At 55.3% G+C, this 23,544-nt stretch carries 16 protein-coding genes; 1 reads left to right on the top strand and 15 read right to left on the bottom strand.

Annotated features, from left to right (window positions below):
• Nucleotides 1–102 precede the first annotated feature (102 nt).
• Entirely contained in the window at nt 103–1,197 is a 1,095-nt protein-coding gene (locus tag HBA55_RS27515) for a glutathione S-transferase family protein (protein ID WP_166998119.1), read from the top strand.
• Here HBA55_RS27515 and HBA55_RS27510 read toward each other — a convergent pair.
• The 15 genes from HBA55_RS27510 to HBA55_RS27440 form a co-directional block, all read right to left on the bottom strand.
• Complete coding sequence (locus HBA55_RS27510; RefSeq protein ID WP_166998117.1) at nt 1,188–1,769, bottom strand: DUF3237 domain-containing protein; 582 nt, start codon at nt 1,767–1,769, stop codon at nt 1,188–1,190. The two genes, HBA55_RS27515 and HBA55_RS27510, sit on opposite strands and share 10 nt — an antisense overlap.
• An 11-nt stretch (nt 1,770–1,780) precedes the next feature.
• Nucleotides 1,781–3,520, bottom strand: a complete 1,740-nt coding sequence (locus HBA55_RS27505) for an amidohydrolase (RefSeq protein ID WP_166998115.1) — start codon at nt 3,518–3,520, stop codon at nt 1,781–1,783.
• A gap of 95 nt (nt 3,521–3,615) precedes the next feature.
• The gene (locus HBA55_RS27500; RefSeq protein WP_166998113.1) at nt 3,616–5,823 is read right to left on the bottom strand and encodes a TonB-dependent receptor domain-containing protein; all 2,208 of its coding nucleotides are present in this window, start codon (nt 5,821–5,823) and stop codon (nt 3,616–3,618) included.
• Nucleotides 5,824–5,853: 30 nt separating this feature from the next.
• On the bottom strand, nt 5,854–7,119 hold the full coding sequence (locus HBA55_RS27495) for a serine hydrolase domain-containing protein (protein ID WP_206020005.1): 1,266 nt from the start codon (nt 7,117–7,119) through the stop codon (nt 5,854–5,856).
• Nucleotides 7,120–7,225: 106 nt separating this feature from the next.
• Complete coding sequence (locus HBA55_RS27490; protein ID WP_166998112.1) at nt 7,226–8,356, bottom strand: helix-turn-helix transcriptional regulator; 1,131 nt, start codon at nt 8,354–8,356, stop codon at nt 7,226–7,228.
• A gap of 170 nt (nt 8,357–8,526) precedes the next feature.
• On the bottom strand, nt 8,527–9,561 hold the full coding sequence (locus HBA55_RS27485; RefSeq protein WP_166998111.1) for an aromatic ring-hydroxylating dioxygenase subunit alpha: 1,035 nt from the start codon (nt 9,559–9,561) through the stop codon (nt 8,527–8,529).
• Nucleotides 9,562–9,575: 14 nt separating this feature from the next.
• Nucleotides 9,576–10,457 carry an amidohydrolase family protein gene (locus HBA55_RS27480; protein ID WP_206020004.1) on the bottom strand — a complete coding sequence of 294 codons (882 nt, stop codon included), beginning with the start codon at nt 10,455–10,457 and terminating at the stop codon, nt 9,576–9,578.
• Nucleotides 10,458–10,473: 16 nt separating this feature from the next.
• The gene (locus HBA55_RS27475; protein WP_166998110.1) at nt 10,474–11,937 is read right to left on the bottom strand and encodes an AMP-binding protein; all 1,464 of its coding nucleotides are present in this window, start codon (nt 11,935–11,937) and stop codon (nt 10,474–10,476) included.
• An 8-nt stretch (nt 11,938–11,945) separates the two neighbouring features.
• Entirely contained in the window at nt 11,946–12,785 is an 840-nt protein-coding gene (locus tag HBA55_RS27470) for a p-hydroxycinnamoyl CoA hydratase/lyase (RefSeq protein ID WP_166998109.1), read from the bottom strand.
• A gap of 73 nt (nt 12,786–12,858) precedes the next feature.
• On the bottom strand, nt 12,859–14,259 hold the full coding sequence (locus HBA55_RS27465) for an aldehyde dehydrogenase (RefSeq protein ID WP_166998108.1): 1,401 nt from the start codon (nt 14,257–14,259) through the stop codon (nt 12,859–12,861).
• Nucleotides 14,260–14,278: 19 nt separating this feature from the next.
• Nucleotides 14,279–15,607, bottom strand: coding sequence for an MFS transporter (locus HBA55_RS27460; protein WP_206020003.1), 1,329 nt, complete (start codon nt 15,605–15,607; stop codon nt 14,279–14,281).
• Between the two features lie 90 nt (nt 15,608–15,697).
• Nucleotides 15,698–17,311: an acyl-CoA dehydrogenase family protein gene (locus HBA55_RS27455; protein ID WP_166998107.1), complete on the bottom strand. Its 1,614-nt coding sequence runs from the start codon at nt 17,309–17,311 to the stop codon at nt 15,698–15,700.
• On the bottom strand, nt 17,311–19,590 hold the full coding sequence (locus HBA55_RS27450) for a TonB-dependent receptor (RefSeq protein ID WP_166998104.1): 2,280 nt from the start codon (nt 19,588–19,590) through the stop codon (nt 17,311–17,313). Before HBA55_RS27450 ends, HBA55_RS27455 begins: the two co-directional genes overlap by 1 nt.
• 289 nt (nt 19,591–19,879) lie before the next feature.
• Nucleotides 19,880–20,932 (bottom strand): AraC family transcriptional regulator, encoded by a 1,053-nt coding sequence (locus HBA55_RS27445; RefSeq protein WP_166998102.1) that lies wholly within the window; start codon nt 20,930–20,932, stop codon nt 19,880–19,882.
• 494 nt (nt 20,933–21,426) lie between these two features.
• Nucleotides 21,427–22,293: a phage integrase N-terminal domain-containing protein gene (locus HBA55_RS27440; protein ID WP_166998100.1), complete on the bottom strand. Its 867-nt coding sequence runs from the start codon at nt 22,291–22,293 to the stop codon at nt 21,427–21,429.
• Nucleotides 22,294–23,544 lie beyond the last annotated feature (1,251 nt).

Here is a 23,544-nt window from a genome sequence, read left to right as displayed (position 1 = left end):
GCACCTGTTGATATCAACAGTTGATCATCAGTGGTGCCGTCAATCACCGCGATAACGGTTTGCTATCAAAACCGGATTTTTGACATCGGCACTGAGGGTTCAATGCCAGTATATTGGCTGCTCGCCGCCGCGCTGGGCGACGAGCCGAAACAGCCCCCAACTCGAGGTATTCACTTGGAAACGACAACTGCGGTTAACTTCACAGAAATGCTGGCGGCGCTATCGCATGCCTTTCCCGGAACGTCCCTGCCTGGCAAGACCAGGGGAACAGGCTCGGCCGCTGCCACGAATCAGCCCTCGCCCTTGCACCTGTTTCATGCGGCCAACTCGATCTGTTCGCAGAAGGTACGAACCGTGCTTTGCGCCCTGCAGCAACCCTATATTTCACACCAGATGAATATCTTTGCCGGCGACACCTACCATCCGCACTACGTGCGTTTGCGGGCCCACGCATGCCAATCCCTTGGTTATCGACTTGCGGATCAACATACCGGATCAACCTCCGTGCTCAACACTGGCTGTGATGCCTGTGTGGTACCGACGCTATTGGACGCCTCTTCGGAGAGGGTGCTGATCGATTCCAGACGCATTTGCATGGCATTGATCGAGCGGGCCCCGATTTACGCGGAAAGACTCTTGCCATCGGATCACACCGAGGCCATCAGCCTGGAGTTGGATGTCATCGACGATTTTCCCAATTACCCGATTCTTGCGCACAAGATCGACAGGGATTCGGGCGCAGGCGATAGCAGTTACAATGTGTTTTCCATGAAAAAAGTCGAACGTTGCGAAACCCTGATGCAGGAGTACGCCGATGAGCCACTCTTGTCGGCGGCCTATCGAGCCAAACGCGACAAAGAGAAATCGGCGGCCTACGAGTTGTTCGACGATGCCTCAATGGGGCAGACCATGGAAAAAATAGCGGCGATATTGACAGGATTGAATGCTCGATTGTCCAGTTCCCGCCATCAGTTCCTGTTTGCAGACAGCCCCACGCTGGCCGACTACTTCTGGGGATTGGAGCTTATGCGGCTTGACGATCTGAATATGAGTGCGCTGTGGCAGAACGATGACGATGAAGGGCTGCAACGCTATTACCGCCGACTGGGTGAACTCCCGGCGCTTGATCAGGCGGTGACTCAGTGGCCGGGAGCAAGGCTTTCATCACAACGACAGACTGAACAAGCTCAGCCCTGAATGGACATACGATAACAACCAATCAGTACACCATAGTCATTGATGTCATCGATGGTGCCCACGAAAATACTCTGGGTGAGCCAGTTGTATTTCCCGGGCGGTGTTTTGAAGCTTGGTGTGGTCAGGCAGTAGTAGTCCTCTTCCAGCAACGCTTGCCCGTTCTTCAATTTCTGCAGGCCGGATTGGTTGGGACGCCACACACCGGGGTTGTGAATGATGATGACTTGATTGTCGTCGGTCCTCAGCCGGTACAAGGCTTCAATCAGCGTGACGCCATCGTTGCGCTCGACGGACATATCCGCGCCACCGGGAACAACAACGCCCTTCAGCCCCTGGCCCTGGAAGTGCCCGCCGATAATCGGGTAATTAATGCGGTGGCCATCGGCGCCGCTGCCCATATCCTCCGTCTCCCCCAGCTGCACGTGAATTTGCAATACTTGCTCTGCCTCAATGCGATGCGAATTGCCCTTGCCCGTGTTTGACGATGAGGGCGTTGCTCTGGCCAAGCCTGCACTTCCCAGCGCGCCGGCCATGCCCATCAGGGCGGTTCTTCTTGACAGCTTTGTGTTCATTCTCATCACCTTTATTGGTTGATTGCCGAATTGTCTTGGTAAACCCAGACACCGTTTGACATGGTTTTAAGTACCCGGGTATTGGCGATGTCATAGGCATCGCGGGTTATCAGATCGCCCTCCACAATGACCAGATCTGCCTGTTTACCCACCGCTATAGAACCCATCCGGTCGCCAAGTCGCAGCTGGTGGGCAGCGTTTGCGGTATAGCCCTGGAGTAGTTGCTCCAGGGTCAGGCGCTCTTGCACCGGCGACATGATGCGTGCGTCGGGCCCGCCTTCGGGTTCTTGCCGATTGATGCCGACTTGCATGCCCAGAAAGGGATTGGCGCGCGTCATTTCTGTAGGCGCCACGACGTCACTGGAAAAACTCACCAGAGCACCGGCCTCAAAAAAGGATTTTGCCCGCATTTTTTCATTATTACGCACCCCCAGCGTCTCGTCGCCGCCCTGAAACAAGTCGCCAAACCAATGGGGCGTGAAATTGGCAACCACCCCCAGCTCCTTAAAACGGGCTATGTCGTCATCGTTGACCAGCTCCAGGTGGCACAGCGTCAGTCGCGGATATTGCCAGTCGGGCTGACGCACGGACTCGTAGGCATCCAGAGCGACACGGGTGGCCCGGTCACCGACAACGTGGAGATGCAGGTCCATTTTTTCTCGCTCAAGCTCTTGCATGAAGCGGGCCAGGCGCTCTTGACTGACCAGGGTGCCACCGCGGTTGTGCGGGTCTCCCGCGAACGCCTCCAGTACGGCCGAAGTGCGTATCTCATGCACACCGTCAAAGTGAATCTTGATGGTATTGAAACGCAACCGTTCGCTGCCGTACAAACGCCGCAAGCGCTTGAGTTCCTCGATGGCGAGCTCAATTTGTTCGGGCAGATGAACGTGCACCGTACCTTCGTAGTGCAGGGGCAGGCGGCCCTCCTGATCCAGCTTGGCCAACACAGGGTACACACTGTCGTGCAACCAAAGATTGCCGCCATCGTAGAGCGCGGTTACTCCCTGGCTGGAGAGATAACCGAGAAACTTCTCCAGATTGCGTTCAAACAAGGCCGGGTTCCTGGGTTTGAGAATGTGCTCCTGAACCGGCGCGCTGGCGAACTCCTTGACCCAGCCCGTGGGATTATTGTGCTCATCCCGGGCGAAGAAGGCCAGTCCCGGCGCCGGGTCGGGCGTGCTCTCATCGACGCCGATCAACTCCAGCGCCTTGCTGTTCAGCCACATACTGTGGCCGGAGTCGTCCATCAGGGCTACCGGTCGGTCGGATATATACTGATCGATCATGTCTTTGTGGGGACCGCCGATGCCAAAATCGCCGGTGCGCCAGAAGCCGGCAATAATAAAGGGAACGGCCGGGTTGTGCTCGGCATAGTCCTTTAGCCACGCCAGCAACTTGTCGGGTTGCGGATCCGGCGCGGCGATTAAATCGGTGGAGGCAAACAATGAGAGAATGCCCGGATGGGTATGACCGTCAATCAAACCCGGCAGCAGTGTTGCCCCTTGCAACGGCACAATTTCTTTGGCCTGTGGCAACCAGGGTGCTATTCCCTGCTCATAACCCACATAGACGATGGTGCCATCGCGCACGGCCACCGCTTGCGCTTCGCGGGCCTCGGCATCCGCGGTATAGATCCTGCCGCCCACAAAAACGGTAGCGGCGTTAAAGTTACGCTCCGGGACCATGCAGCCCGTCAACGACAACATCAACCCTATTGCGACCAACAGGGCGCGGGAGGGAAATAAACTCATGTGATTACCTGACTCCAAATCTCAACGCAGAAAAAAAAGCCGGTGCACCTTGCATGAACCGGCAAAGGAGAGAAAGCGGATAGAAACAGAAGGCTCTAGAAATTGACGCCCAGACGAACTCCGTATTCCCGGGGAGCGCCCTGAAACTCGGTGGTCAAAAACTGGCCGGAAACGTATTTCTCGTTGCTCAGATTGGTACCGTAGAGCTCCAGCCGCCAGCGTTCATCGGTCAGGGTCAGTGATGCGCTGATCAGGTCGCGGCTCTGCAGGGTGTCCGATTCAGAGGAGTACGCCAGATAGGTGTATTGCTCATCGACGTGCGCGTAGTTAAACCGCGGCGTCAGCAGCAGACCATTGCCGAGGTCGTGGTCGTAGCCGATCGAGAGGTTGTAGGTCCATTCAGGCGCAAACAGGGCATCGCCACCGGATGTACTCTGCACAAAATCACCATAATCAAAGCACAGTGGCGGCATGGAAGGTACGCCCGCCGGACACTGTGGCCCCAGTGTGGTGCCGGGCAGGCGGCGCACATTGACAAAGGTCTGCGACGGCAGGTCTGACTGGGTATACCCGACATTGGCACTCAGAGACCAGTTACCGAACCGAGCCTGCAGTTGGGCCTCCAGCCCCTTGATGGTCATATCGGCGATATTCTCCGAGCCCTCGACCCCGGTTGAAGGCTCCAGCACGGCGAACTGGAAATCGCGATAATCGTTGTAGAACGCCGTTAACTGGGTGCGCACACGGTCATCCAGCGCGCTGAATTTCCAGCCGAGTTCATAGCTGGTCACATCTTCGGCGTCGAACTGTGAGGTGGTGGAGTTAAAGCCACCGGGCTTGTAGCCGGTAGAGACTTGTGCGTACACCAAGCCGCCATCAACATGCCAGTTTAAGGCCAGTTTACCGGTGGTGCGCTTATCGTCGTATTGCCCGGCGAGATCCGCCACCTGCAAACCACCGGGGGGAAACCCGGGAATACCCCGCCCCACCAAAATGCCCCCCTCACCCTCAACCTCATAGGTGGAATGACGCACCCCCAGTTGCACCTCCCAGGAGGGCATGAATTCATAGTTGCCCTGGGCAAACAGTCCGGTGACCTCGCGTTGGTTACCGCCGATGATGTCCGTTGGAAAACCGCCCTGGGTATCGGTGATCTCGATGTCGATATCGGTTTTCTGGTAGTACCCGCCCAACACCCAATCAAACTTGCCGTCGGTGGGCGAAATGATGTTGATCTCCTGACTCAATTGCGTTTCATTGGCAAAGTAGTCTTCGTCAATGTCGCCGTTGGCCATCAGCGGCGCCATGGTGGCATCCACGTCCGACAGGTTGATGATTTCCTTATCCTGGTAGCCGCTGAGGGAGCGCAGTATCACTCCGTTGCCAAGTTCGTAGTTGACTTCAAGGCTGTACATATCGCCTTCGTCTTCATAGGCCACTTTTTCATCGAAGGCGAGGGTAAAATCCTTGTCGATGCGATAGTCGCTGTACGCGGTGCCGGGGACCGGGCGGGTCGGATAACCGCCGGTATCGCGGTGATTGGTCTGAGCCTTGAACAGCAGTTCGACGTCGCCGGGACTCCAGAGAATACCGAGCCGTCCACTGTATTCTTCGAGCTTGCCAACCTCGTTGTCGAAGGGACCAACATCGTCGTAGAAGCTTTCACGATCGCGGCTGAAACCGGCCAGGCGAAACGCCAGATCATCGCTTACGGGTATATTCACCGCACCGTCGAAACCCAGATTGCTGTAATTGCCAACGGACATTTCCGCGTGGCCGCCGAAGCCATCCAGATTTGGATTGCGGGTGTTGATAAAGATTGCTCCACCGGTGGAATTATTGCCGACAAAGGTGCCCTGGGGACCACGCAGCACCTCAACAGTCTCGATATCATAAAAGCTGCTCGATTGCACTATCGGTGGCTGGAACAGACCGTCTACGTAGGTAGCCACACCGGCGGTGATGTTGGGCGTATTGGTGGCGATTCCTATGCCACGAATATTCACGCTCAGGGTTGGCCCTGTATCAGTAATCGACAGTGAAGGCGTGGCGGTTTGCAGATCCATGATTTTCGCCACGCCCTGATTCTTCAGCATTTCGCTGTTGAAGGCGGTGGCCGACATGGGCAGGTCCAGAAGGTTCTCTTCGCGCCGCTGTGCCGTAACTACAATTTCCTCTAGCAAACCGCCCAGTTCGGTGTCCGCAGCAGTACCGCCCAGCACCGCAGATCCGGCTATTTGCCCCAGGGCCGCGGCGCTGCAGCAACCGAACACCCCACCCAGAATAATCATTGATGTTTTCACAAAACCCTCCCGCCTGTTCAGCGATTTATTTTATTGTGCCCGCCATTTGGACGCGGCCTGAAAGAACGCAATCGATTCCCGAGATGCCGCCTCTTCTTTATCCTGCGGCGGGAAGTGACTGAGTTTGACAACCACGGTATCGGTATCCGGGTCGACGAAGATAAACTGTCCTTGCAAACCAATCGCGCTGTAGGCCGGTGTGTTTGACAACGTCCACCACTGGTAGCCGTAGTCCATTGGTTGCTTTTCCTCTCCAGCCGGACGCACGGACGCGCTCACCCAGTCACTGGGAACAATTTGCCGACCGTTGAACTGCCCTTGCTGCAGCATCATTTGCCCCACCCTGGCGAAGTCACGCAGCACCGCATTAAAGCCGGCACCGCTGAACTCGCGCCCAACGCCGGGTTCGCCATCCATGATGAAGAATCCATCGGCCTCGGCCCCCAGGGGCTCCCACAACCGGGTTGTCATGTACGATGCCAGGGTGCCGCCTTCGCTGATGCGTTCAATCAGCAGTCCAAGCACCGCCGTGTCAATGGTTTTGTATTGGAACACTTTGCCCGGCGGGTGTGCCCGCTTGATGTTGCTGGCGGCGTCAACAAAACGGGTGACATTCTTTACCAATGAGGTGATGTGGTTGCGCGCGGCGATTCCGGGCTTGCTGAATTCGTAGCTTTCCTCATAGTCAACACCGGAACGCATTTGCAATACCTGGCGGATGCTGACACCCCGGTAAGCGCCGGGCTTGAGTTCGGGAAGATAATCGGTGATGTCGTCGTCCAGGGAGCCAATGCGTCCCTCTGACAAGGCAATGCCCACCAGCAGCCCGGTCAGGGATTTGGTCATGGACCAGCCCATGAATTGGGTATCGGGGCCGCTGTTGTTGCGATAGTTTTCGTAGACAATACGGCCATTTTTCATCACCAGCAGAGCGTTGGTGTAGGTGCGGTCCAGAAACTGTTCCGGTGTATAGCGACGGCCTTCAAAGCGATAGCTGAAGTCGAGCGCACGATCTTCCCTCGGCAGGGAGGAAACCGGCCCGGATCGGCTGACCCTGCGGGTGGTAAACAGCGTGTTCATGCTGCGGAAGGTCAACGCATTGACCTCCGCGTCGTTCATTCGCCAACGCAAATTCTGTACCGCCACCGGCACACTGGAGGAGACCCCCACTTTGGCCACCGTCGGATTAAGCTGCATTTGCGCCGAGGCCAGCGCCGATACAGCGCTCAGGGTGAGACCGCCGGCCAGGCTCATGCGCCTGGATGCAAGCAGCTTGGTTATCAACAGCTTTGTCATTCGTTACCACTCCGTAAACACCGTCATCAATCTGAAACTTAATGCTAGTGACTAAGCGCGAAGGCGTCCTATCCCAAATGGGATAGGGGGAGTGAAAAAAGTCCGATCAGAGAGGGGTCGGGTGCATTTTGGCCACAACGGAAGCGCTCAACAGGCGTACCAGATCCGGCTGGCGATTGGTGCCCAGTTTGGCAAACAGGTTTTTGAGGTGGATACGCACCGTGCCGGTGGATACGCCTTTATCCTCGGCATAGTCGTTGATGGACTTGCCCTGGCACAAGGCGGCAGCCAGATGAGCCTCGGCGGGCGTCAGGCTGAACAGGTGCATCAGATCGTCCGCTGCTATCGGAGTTTGGCTGACCGAGTCCGACAGGTACAGCGCCAAGGTGCCGCCAGCCGCAGGGCTGCCGGGAAGGCGCCGCAGCAGCAGGTGCAGTGGATCGTCCCAGGGCTGCCCCAGCACCGTGACCGCTTGCTGCCCGGCCCGGTCGAACGCGCTGGCCCGACTCAGCAGATCGGTGAGTTTTTGTTGATTCTCGGTAGATTGACAACGAATCCGGCCATTGATAACGGAGATGTTTGACGATCGCTCAAGCATTCGCCGCGCCATGGCATTGCCCCAGCGCATGTGGCCCTTGTCGTCTAGCAGCATCACCCCCGTACCGAGCTGATCCACACACTGGCTCAAATGATCGACGCTACGCTGAGTATTGCCCAGCTGCTCAGACATGGACACAGTCTGCTTCAGGTGGGGCGTCAGCAATTGCAGGAGTTGCACCTGCTCGGCATTGAAATCACGGCCATCATCGCAGCGTCGGTGCAAAATCAGGCACAGGCTGCGATCTTCATCATAGCGCAGCCCCAGGGTGATGGCCCGCCCCAGGCCGATGGCTTGCAGCCTCTCGCGCAGCGAGCGCAATGCCGATGGCGCCAGGCTCTCCTCATCTCGATACACGCCGCTGTCCGGAATCTCCGCGTTGGGATCCTGGATGATGAGGCGGGGATTGTCCTGGTTATTGACCAGGCTGTCGTGGGCGCTGGATCGGGCGGTAGAGATTGAATCCCTGGCATTCCAGTGCGGCACCAGGTGGTCACCCTCCCGCCCCAGCATTTGCACCACGGCACTGCCAACTTGCATTTCTTCGCAGATCTGATCAAGCGCATGTTGCCAGGCATCCGGCTGTGCAGCGGTATTGTAAAAGACAGGCAGAAACCGCCCCAGAAACTCGACCGACATAGTTAACCCCGGCGTTCGGGACTCCTCCGGAAACACATAGGACCAAAATCTCCCAAGTGAGCCACACTGTCAAGTCATGTCTCGACAGCGCGGGTTTCTAAGTACCTTCAGTCATAACAGGCTGCGTGTTGATGATGCGCAACAATAAGCGAGTTTGGTTGAGCGTTGATTCAGGTGATGGTGTTTTCCGCTTTGATCAGTCTATCCAGAATCCGCCGCGACTGGACACCACCGGCATCGATGTTCAGCTTCATCAGTCGGCGTTCCGGGTACTGCAGGAGATTGCGCTGCTGGCATTCCAGCATGTCCAGGTCTTCCGCAAAAATCCTGCCCTGTCCTTCTCGGATAGAGTCCGTCAGCTCAACGTCTGCGGGCTTGAACTGCCGCGCCATGCCCCAGAAGTACCACATGGAGGTCTCGGTCTCGGGGGTAATAAAATCCACCACAATGCTGTTGGCCCGATATTGCGGAGCGGCATTCATGCCGCCCCTGCCGGCATGGGCAACACCCACCTCAATCAGAACATGGCTGGGAGGCGTAAAGCGGCAGATCTGCCATCGGTCCACGGCGACATCATCGGCCAGATCGTTGGCACGCAGCGCCATTTGCCAGAACGGCGGCGCAGTGACGTTGTCCATATGGCGGCTGGTAATAACCGTTTCGCCGTCAACCACGGTGGACACCGGCGCTTCGTCAATTTCCTTCTGGCCGATGCTGGTGGAATGGACGTAAGTCTCATGGGTCAGGTCCATCAGGTTATCGATCATCAAACGATAATCACATTGAATATGATAGAGCCCTCCGCCATAGCCCCAGTCCGGACTGTCCGCCCATTTCAGGACTGGTATGCTTGATGCGTCGGCCTGATCGGCCTTGCCGGTCCAGACCCAAACAAAACCGTAACGCTCAACCACCGGGTAACTGCGAATACAGGGGAATCGATCCGTTCGCTGCCCGGGCATGGCAGCGGGCTTGCCATCGCTGTCCATCTTGAGACCGTGATAGCCACACACTAACAGACCGTCTTCAATATACCCCAGGGAAAATGGTGCCCCACGATGGGGGCAATAGTCTTCAACGGCGGCGACTTCGCCGCCCTTGCCCCTGTAAAAAACAATGTTCTCGCCGCAGATCTTGCGACCCAGAGGTTTTTCGGCGAATTCGTCCGGGGTACAGGCTACGTACCAGCAGTTTTTCAGATACATGTTATACCTTGAAATTATTGTGATGTGTTGTCCAATCCCAGCAGCTTTACCGCGTTGTCCTTGGTGATCTTCTTCAGTACCTCTTCCTTAAAGCCGACTTTTCTTGCCACCTCAATCCAGGCATCGGGCCGAATCAACGGAAAATCAGAGCCAAACAGCATCTTGTGGCTGAGCTGGGTATTGGCGTAGCGAATAATCTGCTCGGGAAAATACTTGGGGGACCAGCCACTCAAGTCGATATAGACATTGGCCTTGTGCAGCGCCATGGACAGGCTTTCGTCAGTCCATGGCCAACTGGGATGCGCGAGAATAAAATTCATATCGGGAAAGTCAGCCGCGACTTCGTCCACCAGCATGGGCTGGCCGTATTTCAGTTTTATGCCACCACCGCCCTTCAATCCAGTCCCCATGCCCGAGTGACCGGTGTGAAAGATGGCCGGCAGTTTGTATTCCGCGATGACTTCGTAAATGGGATAGGCGATGCGATCGGCCGGATCGTAATCCTGCATGGGTGGATGAAACTTAAAGCCCTTGACGCCCCAGTTCTCGACCAGATCCCTGGCCTCACGGGCACCGAACTTACCTTTGTGGGGATCGATGGAGGCAAAGGGGATCACCACGTCGGAATTGGCGTTGGCCAGTTCCGCGATTTCCTCATTGCGAATGCGCTTGGCGCCCAGGCCGGCTTCGCAGTCGACCGTGAACAGGCAAAATGCCATATTCTGTTGGCGGTAATAATCGATAGTTTCCGGAATCGTTGGCCGCTCACGAGGTGTCTTGAAGTAGCTGGTGGAGGCATCAAAGAATTTCCCCATCACCGGATCTTCCGGATCCGTGCAGGAAACCTCCGCGTGAACGTGAACGTCTATGGCCTTGACGGTATCCGGATTGATCATCTCGATGCTCCCAAAATTATTCGGAGTAAAGTTTCCGCAACTCGTGCCGCATCAGTTTGCCGACACCATTACGGGGAAGACTCGCCAGCCTGCGCACCTGCTTGGGAATTTTGTATTTCGCCAAACGCGACGTCAGGTAAGCCTCAACCTCTTCCAGACTGATGTCATCGTCTTCCGGCACATAGAACAGGCAACCGACTTCTCCCCACTTATCGTCGGGAACACCAATCACCGCCAGCTCCACAATACCCGGGAACTTCACCAGTTGGGCTTCCACCTCCACCGGGTAGACGTTTTCACCACCGGAGATAAACATATCCTTTTTGCGGTCGGTGACAGCGTAATAGCCGTCTTCGTCACAGGTAAGAACGTCTCCGGTCTTGAACCAGCCGTCGTCGGTAAATGACGCTTTATAGTCCTCTTCCCGACGCCAGTATCCACGGGTGACATTGTCCCCTTTCAGATGCAGCTCACCCGGCACCCCTGGCGGGACCGGTTGATTGTTGTCGTCTACGATTCTTGCCTGAATACGCGGGGTACCGAAGCCGACGCAGCCGGCCTTTTTATCGATCAGATTCCTGTCGATCGGCATACCAAAGACGGTCCCCATTTCACTCATGCCATAGCCGTCGACAATGGCGATGCCATCGTTGAGCCAGTCCCTGATCTGCGCCTCGGGGTGCGGCGCGCCTCCGGTAAAGATTGCCTTCATGTGCGACAACTTCGACGCATCAAAACCGTCTGCATCGCGCAGGGCGAGCGCCATCTGGGGAACGCAGAAGTAGTGAGTAAATCTCATCTCCGGATCGGTCAATCGAGAAAACGTACGCTCGGGAATAAACCGGTCAGAGATAGACACATGGGCGCCCAATAGGAACGCCGGCCTGATGGAGGTCACCATGCCAATGATGTGAAACATGGGCGACTCACAGAGAAAATGACTGTCCGCATCCACCTCGCCCAGCAGCGAAAAATTAATGCCCGTTTCCGTCAGGTTACGTTCACTGAGCATCACACCCTTGGGTTTACCTGTGGTTCCCGACGTGTAGAGCATCAGCGACGTCAGGTCGACGCACTTGGGTTGCGGCCGCACTGGATCGATGCTTAACGCCCTGTTGTAAAGCGATCCAATATCCTGGGCCTCAACCTCAAGCGATTGCGCCAGTTCGTCGGCATAGATCACAGAGGGTTCACAGTCGTCGATCACCACCTTCAGCTCCGCTGGAGACAGGCGCCAGTTGAGAGGAACAAAGATGGCCCCGAGGCGTGCGCAGGCAAAGTTCAGCAGTATGAATTCCACTCGGTTTTTCGCCAGGCAGGCGACCCGATCCCCTTCGGTAACGCCCTGCTCCAGCAAAATACCGACGCTGCCGGCCACCAGACGATCCAGCGCCTTGTAGCTTAGCTGTCGGCCATGGGTCAGGTCCGTCACCGCCAAGCGGTCGGCGTGCAGGCCGGCGTGAAAACCTATGTAATCCATGGCTTTGCTCAGCTCGCTTGTTTGGATTTGTCGTACGCACCCAGGCCGGGTTTGTAGGTCTTGTCATCAATAAACTGCTTGATGCCTTCCTTGCGTCCGACCGGATCGAAAGAATTGGCCGCCTCCTGGGCGCGAATCAGGTAGTCCATGGCGTTATCAAAGGTCATTTCGCTGACGCGGCGGACCACGTCTTTGGTGGCCTTGAGTGCGACAGGGTTTTTCTTTTGCAGGTTCTTGGCCACTTCAATAACCCGTTCCTTCAACTGCGCCAGTGGCACTGACTCGTTCACCAGGCCTTGTTCCGCTGCTTCCTTGCCGGACAGGTTTTCGCCCATCAGGGCGTGGTACATGGCGTTGCGGAAGTTCATTAGATTGGTGGCCACCTTGGTGGCGCCGCCGCCAGGCAAAATGCCCCAGTTGATTTCGCTCAGGCCAAACTGAGCCTCGTCCGCTGCGAAAGCCAGGTCGCAGGAGAACAAGGGACCATAGGCGCCGCCAAAACACCAGCCATTGACCATAGCAATGGTGGGCTTCTGGTACCAGCGCAGACGCTCCCACCAGCCATAGGCTTCGCGCTGGGACTTGCGCACCCCCCCCATTCCGAGCACTTCGGTTTCACGGAAATATTCTTTTAAATCCATTCCCGCGCAGAAGGCATCACCTTCTCCGGTTAACACCAGTACGTCGACATCATCGTTGAATTCCAGCTCATCGAGTACACGCAGCATCTGGCGGTTGAGCTTGGGGCTCTGGCAGTTGCGTTTTTCCGGGCGGTTGTATTTCACCCACGCGATTCCATCAATCACTTCAAAAGCAACGGTATTCAGTTCATCTTCTGGTATGGACATTATCTTTTTCCTCACGTCTACTGTTCTTACACTTAAGTCTTTTAAAGGGGGCCAATAGTTCATTGGCCTGAGTCTATATTGGAAAGTGACCGGGCTCGGTTTCGATGGTGATCCAGCGCAACTCCGTAAAGCTGTCGATGCCGGCCTTGCCGCCAAAGCGGCCGTAGCCGGACGCACCCACACCACCAAATGGCATCTGCGCTTCGTCATGCACGGTGGGCCCGTTAACGTGGCAGATACCGGAATGTATTTGTTTTGCCACCTTCAGGCCGCGAGCGCAGTCGCCAGTAAAGACCGCGGCGCTGAGCCCATATTCACTGTCATTGGCAATGCGAATCGCATCAGCTTCGTCTTTTGCACGAATGATGGATACCACAGGCCCGAAGCTTTCTTCCCGGTAAATATTCATCTCCGGGGTTACAGCGTCGATCAGCGTGGCCGGCATCAATACCGTGTCCGACTTCTCGCCCGCCAGCAAGCTGGCACCTTTGGACACCGCGTCATCGATCAGCATATTGACCTTGTTAACGGTTTTGATGTCGACAACGGCACCCAGCGGCGTATTGCCTTCACGGGGATCACCACAGGGCATAGACATTACTTTTTCCGCCAGCTTGGCGGCGAAGGCGTCGGCTACCGCATCAACCACCACCAGACGCTCGGTGGACATGCAGATCTGGCCCTGGTTCATATAGGCACCAAAGGATGCGGCCTTGACCGCCTCGTCCAGGTCGGCGTCTTCCAGGACCAGCAAAGGTGCCTTGCCACCCAGTTCAAGCAGACAGGGCTTAAGGTGTTCAGCGGCGCGTTTGGCAATAATCCGTCCCACTTCGGTGGATCCGGTAAAGTTGATACGCTTGACGGCCGGATGATCAATCAGGGCACCCACGACCTCGCCGGCATCTTCGGGGGCATTGGTCACAACATTAACTGTCCCTTCGGGGAAACCGGCATCCGCCAGCGCCTCAATGATGATTTCGTGAGTTCGCGGGCAGAGTTCCGAGGCTTTCAGAATCACAGAGTTTCCACAGGCCAGTGCCGTTGCCACAGCACGCACACCCAAAATCACCGGCGCATTCCAGGGAGCAATGCCGAGAATGGCACCCACGGGCTCACGCACTGCCATAGCCAGACAACCGGGCTTGTCCGAAGGAATTACTTCACCGCCAATTTGCGTGGTGATACTGGCCGCTTCTCGTAACATTGACGTCGCCAGCATAACGTTGAAACCCGCCCAACCCTGGGTCGCGCCGATTTCATTGGCCATCGCCTCGATAAAATCCGCCTGCCTTGATTCCAAAGCTTCCGCAGCCGCCATCAGAACGGCGCGTCTTGCGTTGGGTCCCAACTTGGACCAGGCCTCAAAACCCGCCTGGGCTTTCTCACAAATCCCGGCAATGTCTGCAGTCTGCATAGCCACAGCACTGCTGGCGACTTCACCCGTCAGTGGGTTTTTTCGTTCAAAATTGGCCATCTTCAATTAACCTCGTTATTTAGATAGTCGCTGCGATATCGTGTCGCTTCAGCACCGGACGCAGCGAAAAAATTGCTCCGGCGGCAATGGCGGCACCCGCCCCCATCACGATGGATACCACCAGTAAATCCATGCCGGTGACGAACAACAGTCCGGCAATAACCGGCCCCATGGCGGCCCCGCCCCTGCCGACACCAATCACCACACCGGTACCACTGGCCCTGACATCGGCCGGGAAAGATGCCGCCATCAGCGCGTAAAAACCCACCACACTGGCGTTGGTAAAAAATCCGGTGACGGCGGCAATCAACGACAGTTCCGCAAGATCCTCATGGCCAAGGCCAAACACCGATACCATAAAGAAAGAGATCACGAGCATCACCGTTAAAAGTTTTCTGAGGCGTACGCGGGTGGAAACGATACCCATCACCAAGGCACCCAGGGCACCCCCCACGTTGGCCCACACCAACACCGAACCTGCCAGAGAGGCCTGATAACCCATGTCCACGACGATCTTGGGAATCCATTTCAGAATGTAGTAGAACGTCATGATGTGCATGAAATACGCGACCATCAAAAGCAAGGTCAGGCTGCGGTACTTGGGAGAAAACAGCACCGAGTAGCTGGCCCTTTTCTCAACCGTAACAGGCTCAGGCAAAGCCGCCAGAGCTTCGTGCCCCATGCGCTCCAGGGTTTTGTTAATACGCTGCAGGGCATGTGGCGGTCTCCTGGTGGCAAGGTACTCCACAGACTCAGGCAGACCGATCCAGACAACCAGAATAAAAAAGCCCGTGCACAAAGCGCCGAATTCAAAAATGGCGCGCCAGTCAAATGTCGCCAGCAACTGCGTGGAAATAGAACCGCCTATAATCGCCCCAAGCGGAAATCCGGTCGCCATCACCATCACCGCCAAACTGCGATACTTTGCATTGGAAAATTCGGCGGTCATGGCATTGGTGGAAGCGAGCATACCGCCGATACCCACGCCGGTAACAAGACGGGTCATCACCAAAACGTTAACGCTATTGACCAGAGACGAGGTATACATTCCCGCCGTCATCAACACCAGGCACCACAAGATGGTTGGCCGGCGTCCGATGCTGTCGGCGATATTGCCGAGGGTGATAGAGCCAATCGCCATGCCGACCAGTTCGGCGGCAAGGACGACACCCAATGCCGCCCGGTTGATGCCCCACTCGCTGGCGATGCCCGGAGACGCGAAGCTGATCGCCAGTACATCAAAACCATCCAGCGCATTGAGCAGGATACAAATCACCACCGCACAAATCTGGAAGCTGTTCATGGGTGAGTGGTCAAGAATCTGTTTGGGGTCTGCTACAGCGTTCATATCGTTATCTGCGTATTGTTATTGAAAAGTGATTATGCCAATACAAGGATATCCGTACTTTTTACGAATATTTGGTTCCAAGAGTTTGTACTAACATTCAGTATAAACAGCCAGCTCACGGACTAACTTCTTGCCAATTGATTCCACTGCGATGAGTTCTCGCCTAAGCACGGATTGGCCTGCCCGCGAGTACCGCTCAGGGTTTGGTGAGTGCTCAACCTGTTGCAACAACTTCGACCACAACGCCATATACAAAAGCTTGGACGTCATTTCCATCATGTCTGTGGCAACAACGAGAGGCGATTCTTTGCTGAGCAGCAGTGCTTTCGCCTGTCTCCATTGTTCAAGTGAGGTGGCAACTGCATTGTCTTTGGTTTCTTCCGCGAGTTGCGCAATCAGTTCTTCAAACTGCGTTGCGCCTTCACGGCCAAGCTCTCGACCGATCAGCGTTTTTGCCTGAATGCCATTGGTGCCCTCGTAGATCGCTGTGATTCGGACATCTCTGTAGATCTGATCGAGCTGATACTCCGTCAGATAACCATACCCCCCCAGAACCTGCTGTCCCAGAAAGGCGGCACGGATACCCGCCTCGGAGCCAAACACCTTGACCACCGGTGTCAGGAAGTTGACCAGCGATGGCTGTGCACCCGACTCAGTCAACACCAGCACCTTATAAGCCATGGCACGGGCACCCATCGTCAGTGCTGCCATTTCATCCAGCATTAGCTGAACATCCGCGTGTTGGTCGATACGGATCAGACTGCCGCAATCATCGCGCCCCTGTTGGCGCTCGGCGGCGTAAGACGAGGCAATGTCGTGAGCCCGGGCCGCGTGTGCCACGCCCTGTAAAGCCACATCGATGCGGGCATGATTCATCATCGAGAACATGGCCTGCAGCCCTTGCCCGACCTCGCCAATCAGTTCGGCTTGCGCACCATCAAAATGCAGCTGGCAGGTTGGCGAGGCGTGCAGCCCCATTTTCTCTTCCAGACGCTCGACGCTGATACGATTGGGGCTGCCGTCAGTGAGCCAAGACTGGCAGCCAAACAGCGACAGCCCGCGCAAGCCATCGTCGCCGGTACGCGCCAGCACCAGATGCAGAATGCCTTCGCTCAAATCCTGTCCACCACCGGAGATAAAAATCTTCTCGCCTTCGAGAAGCCAACCGGCTTCAGCCTGCACCGCCTTACAGCGAATGCGCGACAGGTCTGAACCCGCGCCGGGTTCGGTCAGACACATGGTGGCAAGAATTTCACCGCTCGCCAGCGGCGCAATCCAGGCCCGTTGCTGCTTGGTGGTGCCGTACTTAAGCAACAAGCGAGCGGCACCTGGCGTTAACGCCAGCAGCATTTCCAAACTGTGGTTGGCACCACTGAACACTTCAAAACAGAGCGCCTGGATAACACTGCACAGCTCCATACCGCCAAATGCTTCCGGCAGACTCATGCCCTGCCAGCCATCCTGACAATAGCGCAGATAAGCAGTACGGAAGCCGGCTGGCATGATCACCTGACCGTCTTCCAGCCGGCAACCCTCGCGATCACCCACCGAGTTCAATGGTGCCAGCTCCTGCTCCGCGAACCTGGCATAGGCACACGCTACTTCCACTGCCAGGTCTTGGTCCCAGTCGGGCAGCTGATCAACGTCAGCCACCGCCTTCAGGCAAAAGAACATATCGTCGAGTGGAGCCTGGAACGCTTTCATCAGAACCTGTACCCCAGGGTTACACCGTAGGTTTTTGGCGGTGCCATAAATCCTGCATTGGTGCGGGAGCTGTTGAGGATAAAGGTACCCATATAGAGGGTTTCGTCCGTCAGGTTTTTGCCCCAGGCATTCAATGTCCATTTTTCATTCGGGGAGGTCAGCAGAAAGTTGGCATTGACCGTGGTCACGTCTTCCTGACCCAGCTCCTCGTGATTAAATTGTGAGAAGTAGATGTCGTCTTTGAAGGACGCGGAGACGGTGGCGGAAGCGGCCCACTCGGTACCGGGCACCATAAAGTCCAGAGTGGCTCCGAGGGTCCAGGACAATTCCGGAGACTGCACCATGCGGTTACCCGACAACTGCTGCGACAGATCCACACTTGCATCGATCAGACCCAATTGCTGATAGACCGTGTCAAAGGGATCGGTACTGACATAGTCATCAAAAACAGCGTCCAGTATGGTGGCAGAGCCGAATATGGTGAGGTTATCGTTGGGCAACCAGGTAAACTCTGCTTCGACACCTTCGATTTCCGCGGAGGCAGCGTTTTCATAGACCAGGGTAAAGCCGGAAGAACCCGCCGGCACGCTGCGCCCCTGCTGCAGATCGGTAAAGTCGTAGTAGAAGGCTGCGGCGTTAAACTGCAGCTGTCGCTCCAGGAACACGCCCTTGAGGCCGATTTCGAAGGCGTCAACGATTTCCGGCTCCAACACCGGTGAACGCTGACCGGACAAAAAGATGCCGCTTTTGAAACCCTCGGAAAAGCTGGCGTAGAGCATGACATCTTCAGCCGCGTGCCATTCCAGTCTGACACTGGGCGAAAACTCGTTAAAACTCTTTTCATCCGCAAACGACAGAACGGGGGCGCCGGGGGCTGTCCAATGGTCGGTATTACCCTCTTTCTTTTCGTAGCTGTAACGGGCACCCAGATTCAGCGTCCAGTCTTCGGCCAGGTCGTAGGCAACGTTAGCAAAGGCCGCGTAGGCTTCGGTGTCACTGGTGCCGCGGAACAGGAAGCATAGATCCTCAACCGCCGCCCCCACAATCTGGTTGGAAACATTGTCATCAAAACCGCAACCGCTCAGACCGGGATCGGCATCAATCACAAACTGGGGCACCAGATCCAGGTCGAGACGGTTATCCGAGGAGATCTCTTCTTTGTAGTAGTACAGACCCGCCAGGCCGCGTACCTTGTCACCCTCGAAGTTGAGTCGCAGTTCCTCGCTGATCTGCTCGGTCTCAAAGCTCTCGGACCAGATATAAAAGTCCTCGGCGGTCATGTCGAAATCCGCCTGCGGAACCTTGTCGAAATCCTGGTAGTTGGTGATCGATACCAGCGACAGAGACTCGTTGATTTCCCAGTTGTATTCCAGCGTGTAGGAACTCTGCTCGCGTCTGTTCTGCAGATTGACGTTGGAATTGATGTCGCGGGGGTCAGATGCCCGCACACCGGACGCTGGCTGCGGCTCCAGCGCCGGCAGCGGTGCCGGGTCGTAGGAGGCAGCCCGAAACTTGGGGATATAGTTGGCATCGTCCTCTTCATGAGTTTCGATGGCCAGGCGCAGATCCATGGTATCGGAGATACCCCAGTGCAACTGCCCGCGGATGGACTGCTGGTCGGCGTCATCGATATCGCCACCGTCGGCAATATTTTCGCCGTAACCACCGCGATCGACGGAACGAATTGCCAGACGAGCCTGTACATTGTCAGACAGCGGGCCGGCAATGGCTCCTTCAAACTTTACCAAGTCATAATTACCCAGAGAGGCACGGGCGTAGCCGGACAGCTCCTCGGTGGGTTTGTTGGTAATAACGTTGACGGAACCGCCGGTGGTGTTGCGACCGTACAGGGTCCCCTGGGGCCCGCGCAATACCTCGACGCGGTCAATGTCAAACAGTGAACCGAACTGCGCCGACGACTGCCCGGTAACCACCCCGTCAAAGTGCATGCCCACGGAAGGATCGCCGCCGGCAAACGGATTGTCGGTACCAATTCCGCGCACCATCACCTGGGCAAAACCGAACGACTCCCCGATTTGCACACTGGGGGCCATGTTCTGTAGGTCCTGGATGTTGTTCACATCTGAGTTGATCAGGCGATCGCTGTCCAGGGCCGTGATGGCCAGGCCGATATCCTGGCTGCTCTCCTGGCGCTTCTGCGCGGTTACTATCACCTCTTCAATTTGTGCCGCTTGAGACACAGCTGGGGTCATTGTGCCGCCGACCACCGTCATCAGCGCGGATGCTATCGTATTTCTGGCAAATATCTGAGCCTTCATGTTGCGGGTTCCTCTCCAATTTGTCGTTATTTGTCTTGAACAGGCCCTGTTTGGGGCCTCCCCGGTGGTGATATTGCAATGACCCCGAGGATTGAGTTCAGGATAGGTCAGGTGGACAAAGAGCAGAATTGCGAAAAGGGACTAAAAATCATGCATAAAGTGCCACGAGGTATTTTATGCATAAAAGTGGGTGTTGATAGACTTTAGCGGAATAGCGTTGAGGTTAAGTGCCTATATTCCCCGTAGCAGCCCGCAGCAGGCGACCAGACTCGTGCCCGGCATCTACAGCCTAAGATTGCTCGCTGTGGGCGTGTTTTGCCCGGTAATCGCGGGGAGACAGACCGGTCCATACCCTGAAGGCACGGGCAAAAACCGCCGGGTCTGAGAATCCGACCTTTTCAGCCACCTTGCCCACGCTCAGGGGCTGCCGGGTAAGGTAGTAAATGGCCCTGTCGCGGCGAATCAGATCCTTGATTTTCTGGAACGATGTACCCTCGTCCTTGAGTTTTCTAGTCAACGTGCGCTTGGTCATATGCAGCTGGTCCGCCGCTTCCTCAATGGTCGGGAATCCATCGGGTACCCCTTTCTTGAGAATTTGCTGCAATTCGCCCGACAGGCTGAAATCGGTTTTGGGTTGAAGAAACAGTAAAACCGGACATGCCCGCATAAAGGTTTTCAACGATGCCGCGTTTTGAACCGTTTCACGATCCAGGTATTTCCTGTGAAAGGCAAACCCCATATAGGGGGCGTTAAAAACATGTTTACCGGGAAACAGATAGCTGTATTCGCTCACCTCTGCGGGTTCGGGGTAGGAGAAAAAGACTTCACTTAACGGGATGTTTTCGGCTATCAACCAGGAACTGTAACGGTGCCAACTCATCAGGTTGATTTCCGCAAACAGATGGTCTGGATCTTCATCCGGATAGTGCATCTGGCAGCTGAACAGCACTTGCTCGGCGTCCACGCGGATATCCATGGTAAATGCGCTTGTCACCATGGTGTAGAAGCGCCTGGCTTGCTCCAGCGACTTACCCAGATTCTGCTCGTGAATCGTCAGCTTACCCATCATATAGAAACTGCCACGGGGAATGGGTACCGGTGAGCAAGCTGCGGTTTCGTCCTGCAGGGCATCCCATATGTTGACCAGAACAGTCGCCAGTTTTTCCGCCGCCACCCTTTCTTCAGGTTTATCAATAATATCTGGAGACAGGCCTGCTTGATGCAACAGGGCGTCTGCATCCAGGCCTTTCTCCTCAGCCAATTGATAGTACTGACTAATGTATCGATTTGAGGCAGTACCCCGTTCACTCTTTACAGGCTGGTTCAGTGTTATCTCTGTCATGCATTCGAGTATAACCAACTCCCTCAGAGAACGCGCACTGAAATTCGCTGGCAGTTAACCAGACGTTCCATAGAAACCTGTAATAATGTGCATAACAGCATTTTGATGTATGCATCCGAACGTAAGGGCGATATTGCAACTCTAGAGGATACCCAATTTGAGGGAGATCGGCGCGTCATGAAGAAAAGAATACAGCGTCAAGACAAGTGGTTTTATCAACGTCATATTGGCGGATTGATATTCATTGAAAATTGCCAGTCAACCCAAGTGAGAAGGCCTTGAGCCTTGTGAGTTCACTTTAAGTATCGCATTCCTCAATTGTGGTCCATGAATGGCCTGTCTGCTTGCAATCCGGTGTTGTGACTGAGCGGTGGATGACGGAGAGGATTGTTGTTTATACTACAGGCTTGAGGGATCTGTCTGTGGCTAATGTGGATCAAAGGTGGCAGTGCATTATGGATTACTGTTGGGAACAGTAATTGTTTGAGTGCTCGTTACAGATCGAGATACACACCGAGGATTTCTACTCGGTTGTGACCGAGTTCGACACTGAGGATTAGCCGAACTTCGTAATCTCTACGCCTTTGCTCCGTGGTCAACTGATTGCGAGTTGGACCTCCCATCGCTGGCGGAACCCACCCTGTGAGTGCTTGGTAGCGTCGTTGGATATAAAAGTGGCGAAGTCCGTGAAGTCTGGACAAACCTGCTTTGGCGGTCTGCCGTTCATACAGCCGCAGTTGCTGTATGTAGGTTTTTTCTTCAGGTATCAGGGATCGATTACCGGCCAATCGGTGCGCTCGATCCAGCACTTCACGCTGCGATGAGTGCAGGATGGGTACTTGTCTCTCCTTACCACCCTTAGTCCAACTGGCCTTTAGGTGAATGTGATCGCCTTTATCGGCATAGCCGGGGATGAACTTGATGGCCTCTTCCCGTCGCAGCCCAAATGCCTGTTGCAGCTCCAGGCTAATCCGCACATAGGGATCGGCAATCTGTTGTAATACGTCGTCGGTCAACAGCTGAGCCTTTGAATTTTGGCTCACTAGTTGCCGGTCGGGAATACCGTAGTAATCGTTCGAGCGCGCAATAACATTGCCTCGATTTACCTTGTCGGCCCACCATCGCAGACAGTTCATACGATTCTTGATGGTCCCCGGCGACAGTTCTTCTGACAACCAACGCGTTGTCAACGCGTCTACGTGTTTCGGTTTCAATGATCTTACACCCATGCGCCGATACCCCATCTCATGGAGCTGATCGGCCACCAGTCTTAGAATCTTTGCCCGGTTGGCTTGAGTGCTGTGACTGCCATCGCGATTACGAAGGCACAGTTGTTTGAGTTGGTATTCCAGATCGCGCATAGTGTAGTCTCTTCGGTTAGTGTTTGTGGCTACCTCCCGGATCGGATCCGAGATGGTACCGCTGACGCGGAAATGCCTGGGGACACCACTCCCCTCGACCTGACACGCCTGGTCTCAGGCACACAGTTTCTCCTCTGTTCAGGAATTCACTGCGATAGTTTCTCAAGGCTCGTAGAGCCCCACCAACGGGTGAATAGTTCACCTCCTTCAAACATGCGGAACCGTTGGTCTGACACAGTCAGTCCGCATTGAGTTTTAGAGCCATCCGAAGACGACTGAGTGGATGTATACGCCACGGAAAGTTCCGAGCCGCGGTTTTACAGACGGTTTACTGTCTGTTGTTCGAGTTGTTTCCCGAACTGTAATGGTGGAGTGAGTAGCTCCCGAATACGGCACCATTGCTCCGTATGGCGTTTTAAGGACAACCGCAGGGTTGTCGAGTTGATAGACATGACACTGGACGATCAGCATCGGAGAGTTTTGGATGCTGTTCTGTCCATGATTCGAGAAAATCCGAATCAAGTGGTTATGAACCTCCTTGACGCTTCACCACGGGGATACGCGCCAGAATTATGGAACCGTCGGACGACGATTGAGTTGAACGAACGACACCGGATTACCGGTACCATCGAAAGGCGTGCTCGCGAGACCACGGTTGACCAAGCGAAAACTCGCATAGCGTTTTTGGAATACGCGGCGTATTGACCACGTAAATTTAGATGGCAAGCCACCGCTTTACTTGGAATCAGATGACACGGACTCCGAGTCATTAGTGGCTGCCGCGTTGTTGAAATGACCCACAACCCGAAGGTTGCTTGCGCTATTGAATCTCTGGGTCAAGCGACGCGGTTTCCGTTTTTTGCCAGTTACGATGGCAAGGGCGAAATCCCTCATCCACATTATCGCTGTGGCCGCGTTTGGAACCGTTTTCGTTGTATCTGAGTCCAGTATAGTTAGACCGAATCCCAAATCCATCCCAAAATCTGCTCTGGAAGCCGCGGAATTTCTGGACTTGCAGCCCCCGTCACTACACCACATTGTGGTTGTAGTGACGGGGGCGGATAACGATAGATCGCCAGTCTATCTTTCGAGTAGGCACACATTTCAACCTTCAAGTTGGAGCCGACAACGTGGTTACAGTGGCACCGAGGAACTAGCCTTCAAATAAAAATAATGGTCTCCCCGTCGTTCGGAAAAGAAAGAGTAATCTCTACTCCCTCTGTAGTAGCTTCCAGTTCAACTTTTTCGTCG

The sequence above is a fragment of the Pseudomaricurvus alkylphenolicus genome (genome assembly GCF_011683955.1).
Lineage (GTDB): Bacteria > Pseudomonadota > Gammaproteobacteria > Pseudomonadales > Cellvibrionaceae > Pseudomaricurvus > Pseudomaricurvus alkylphenolicus.
Note: the sequence above shows the minus strand (reverse complement) of the source record. Positions and strands in the feature narration are given on the sequence as shown.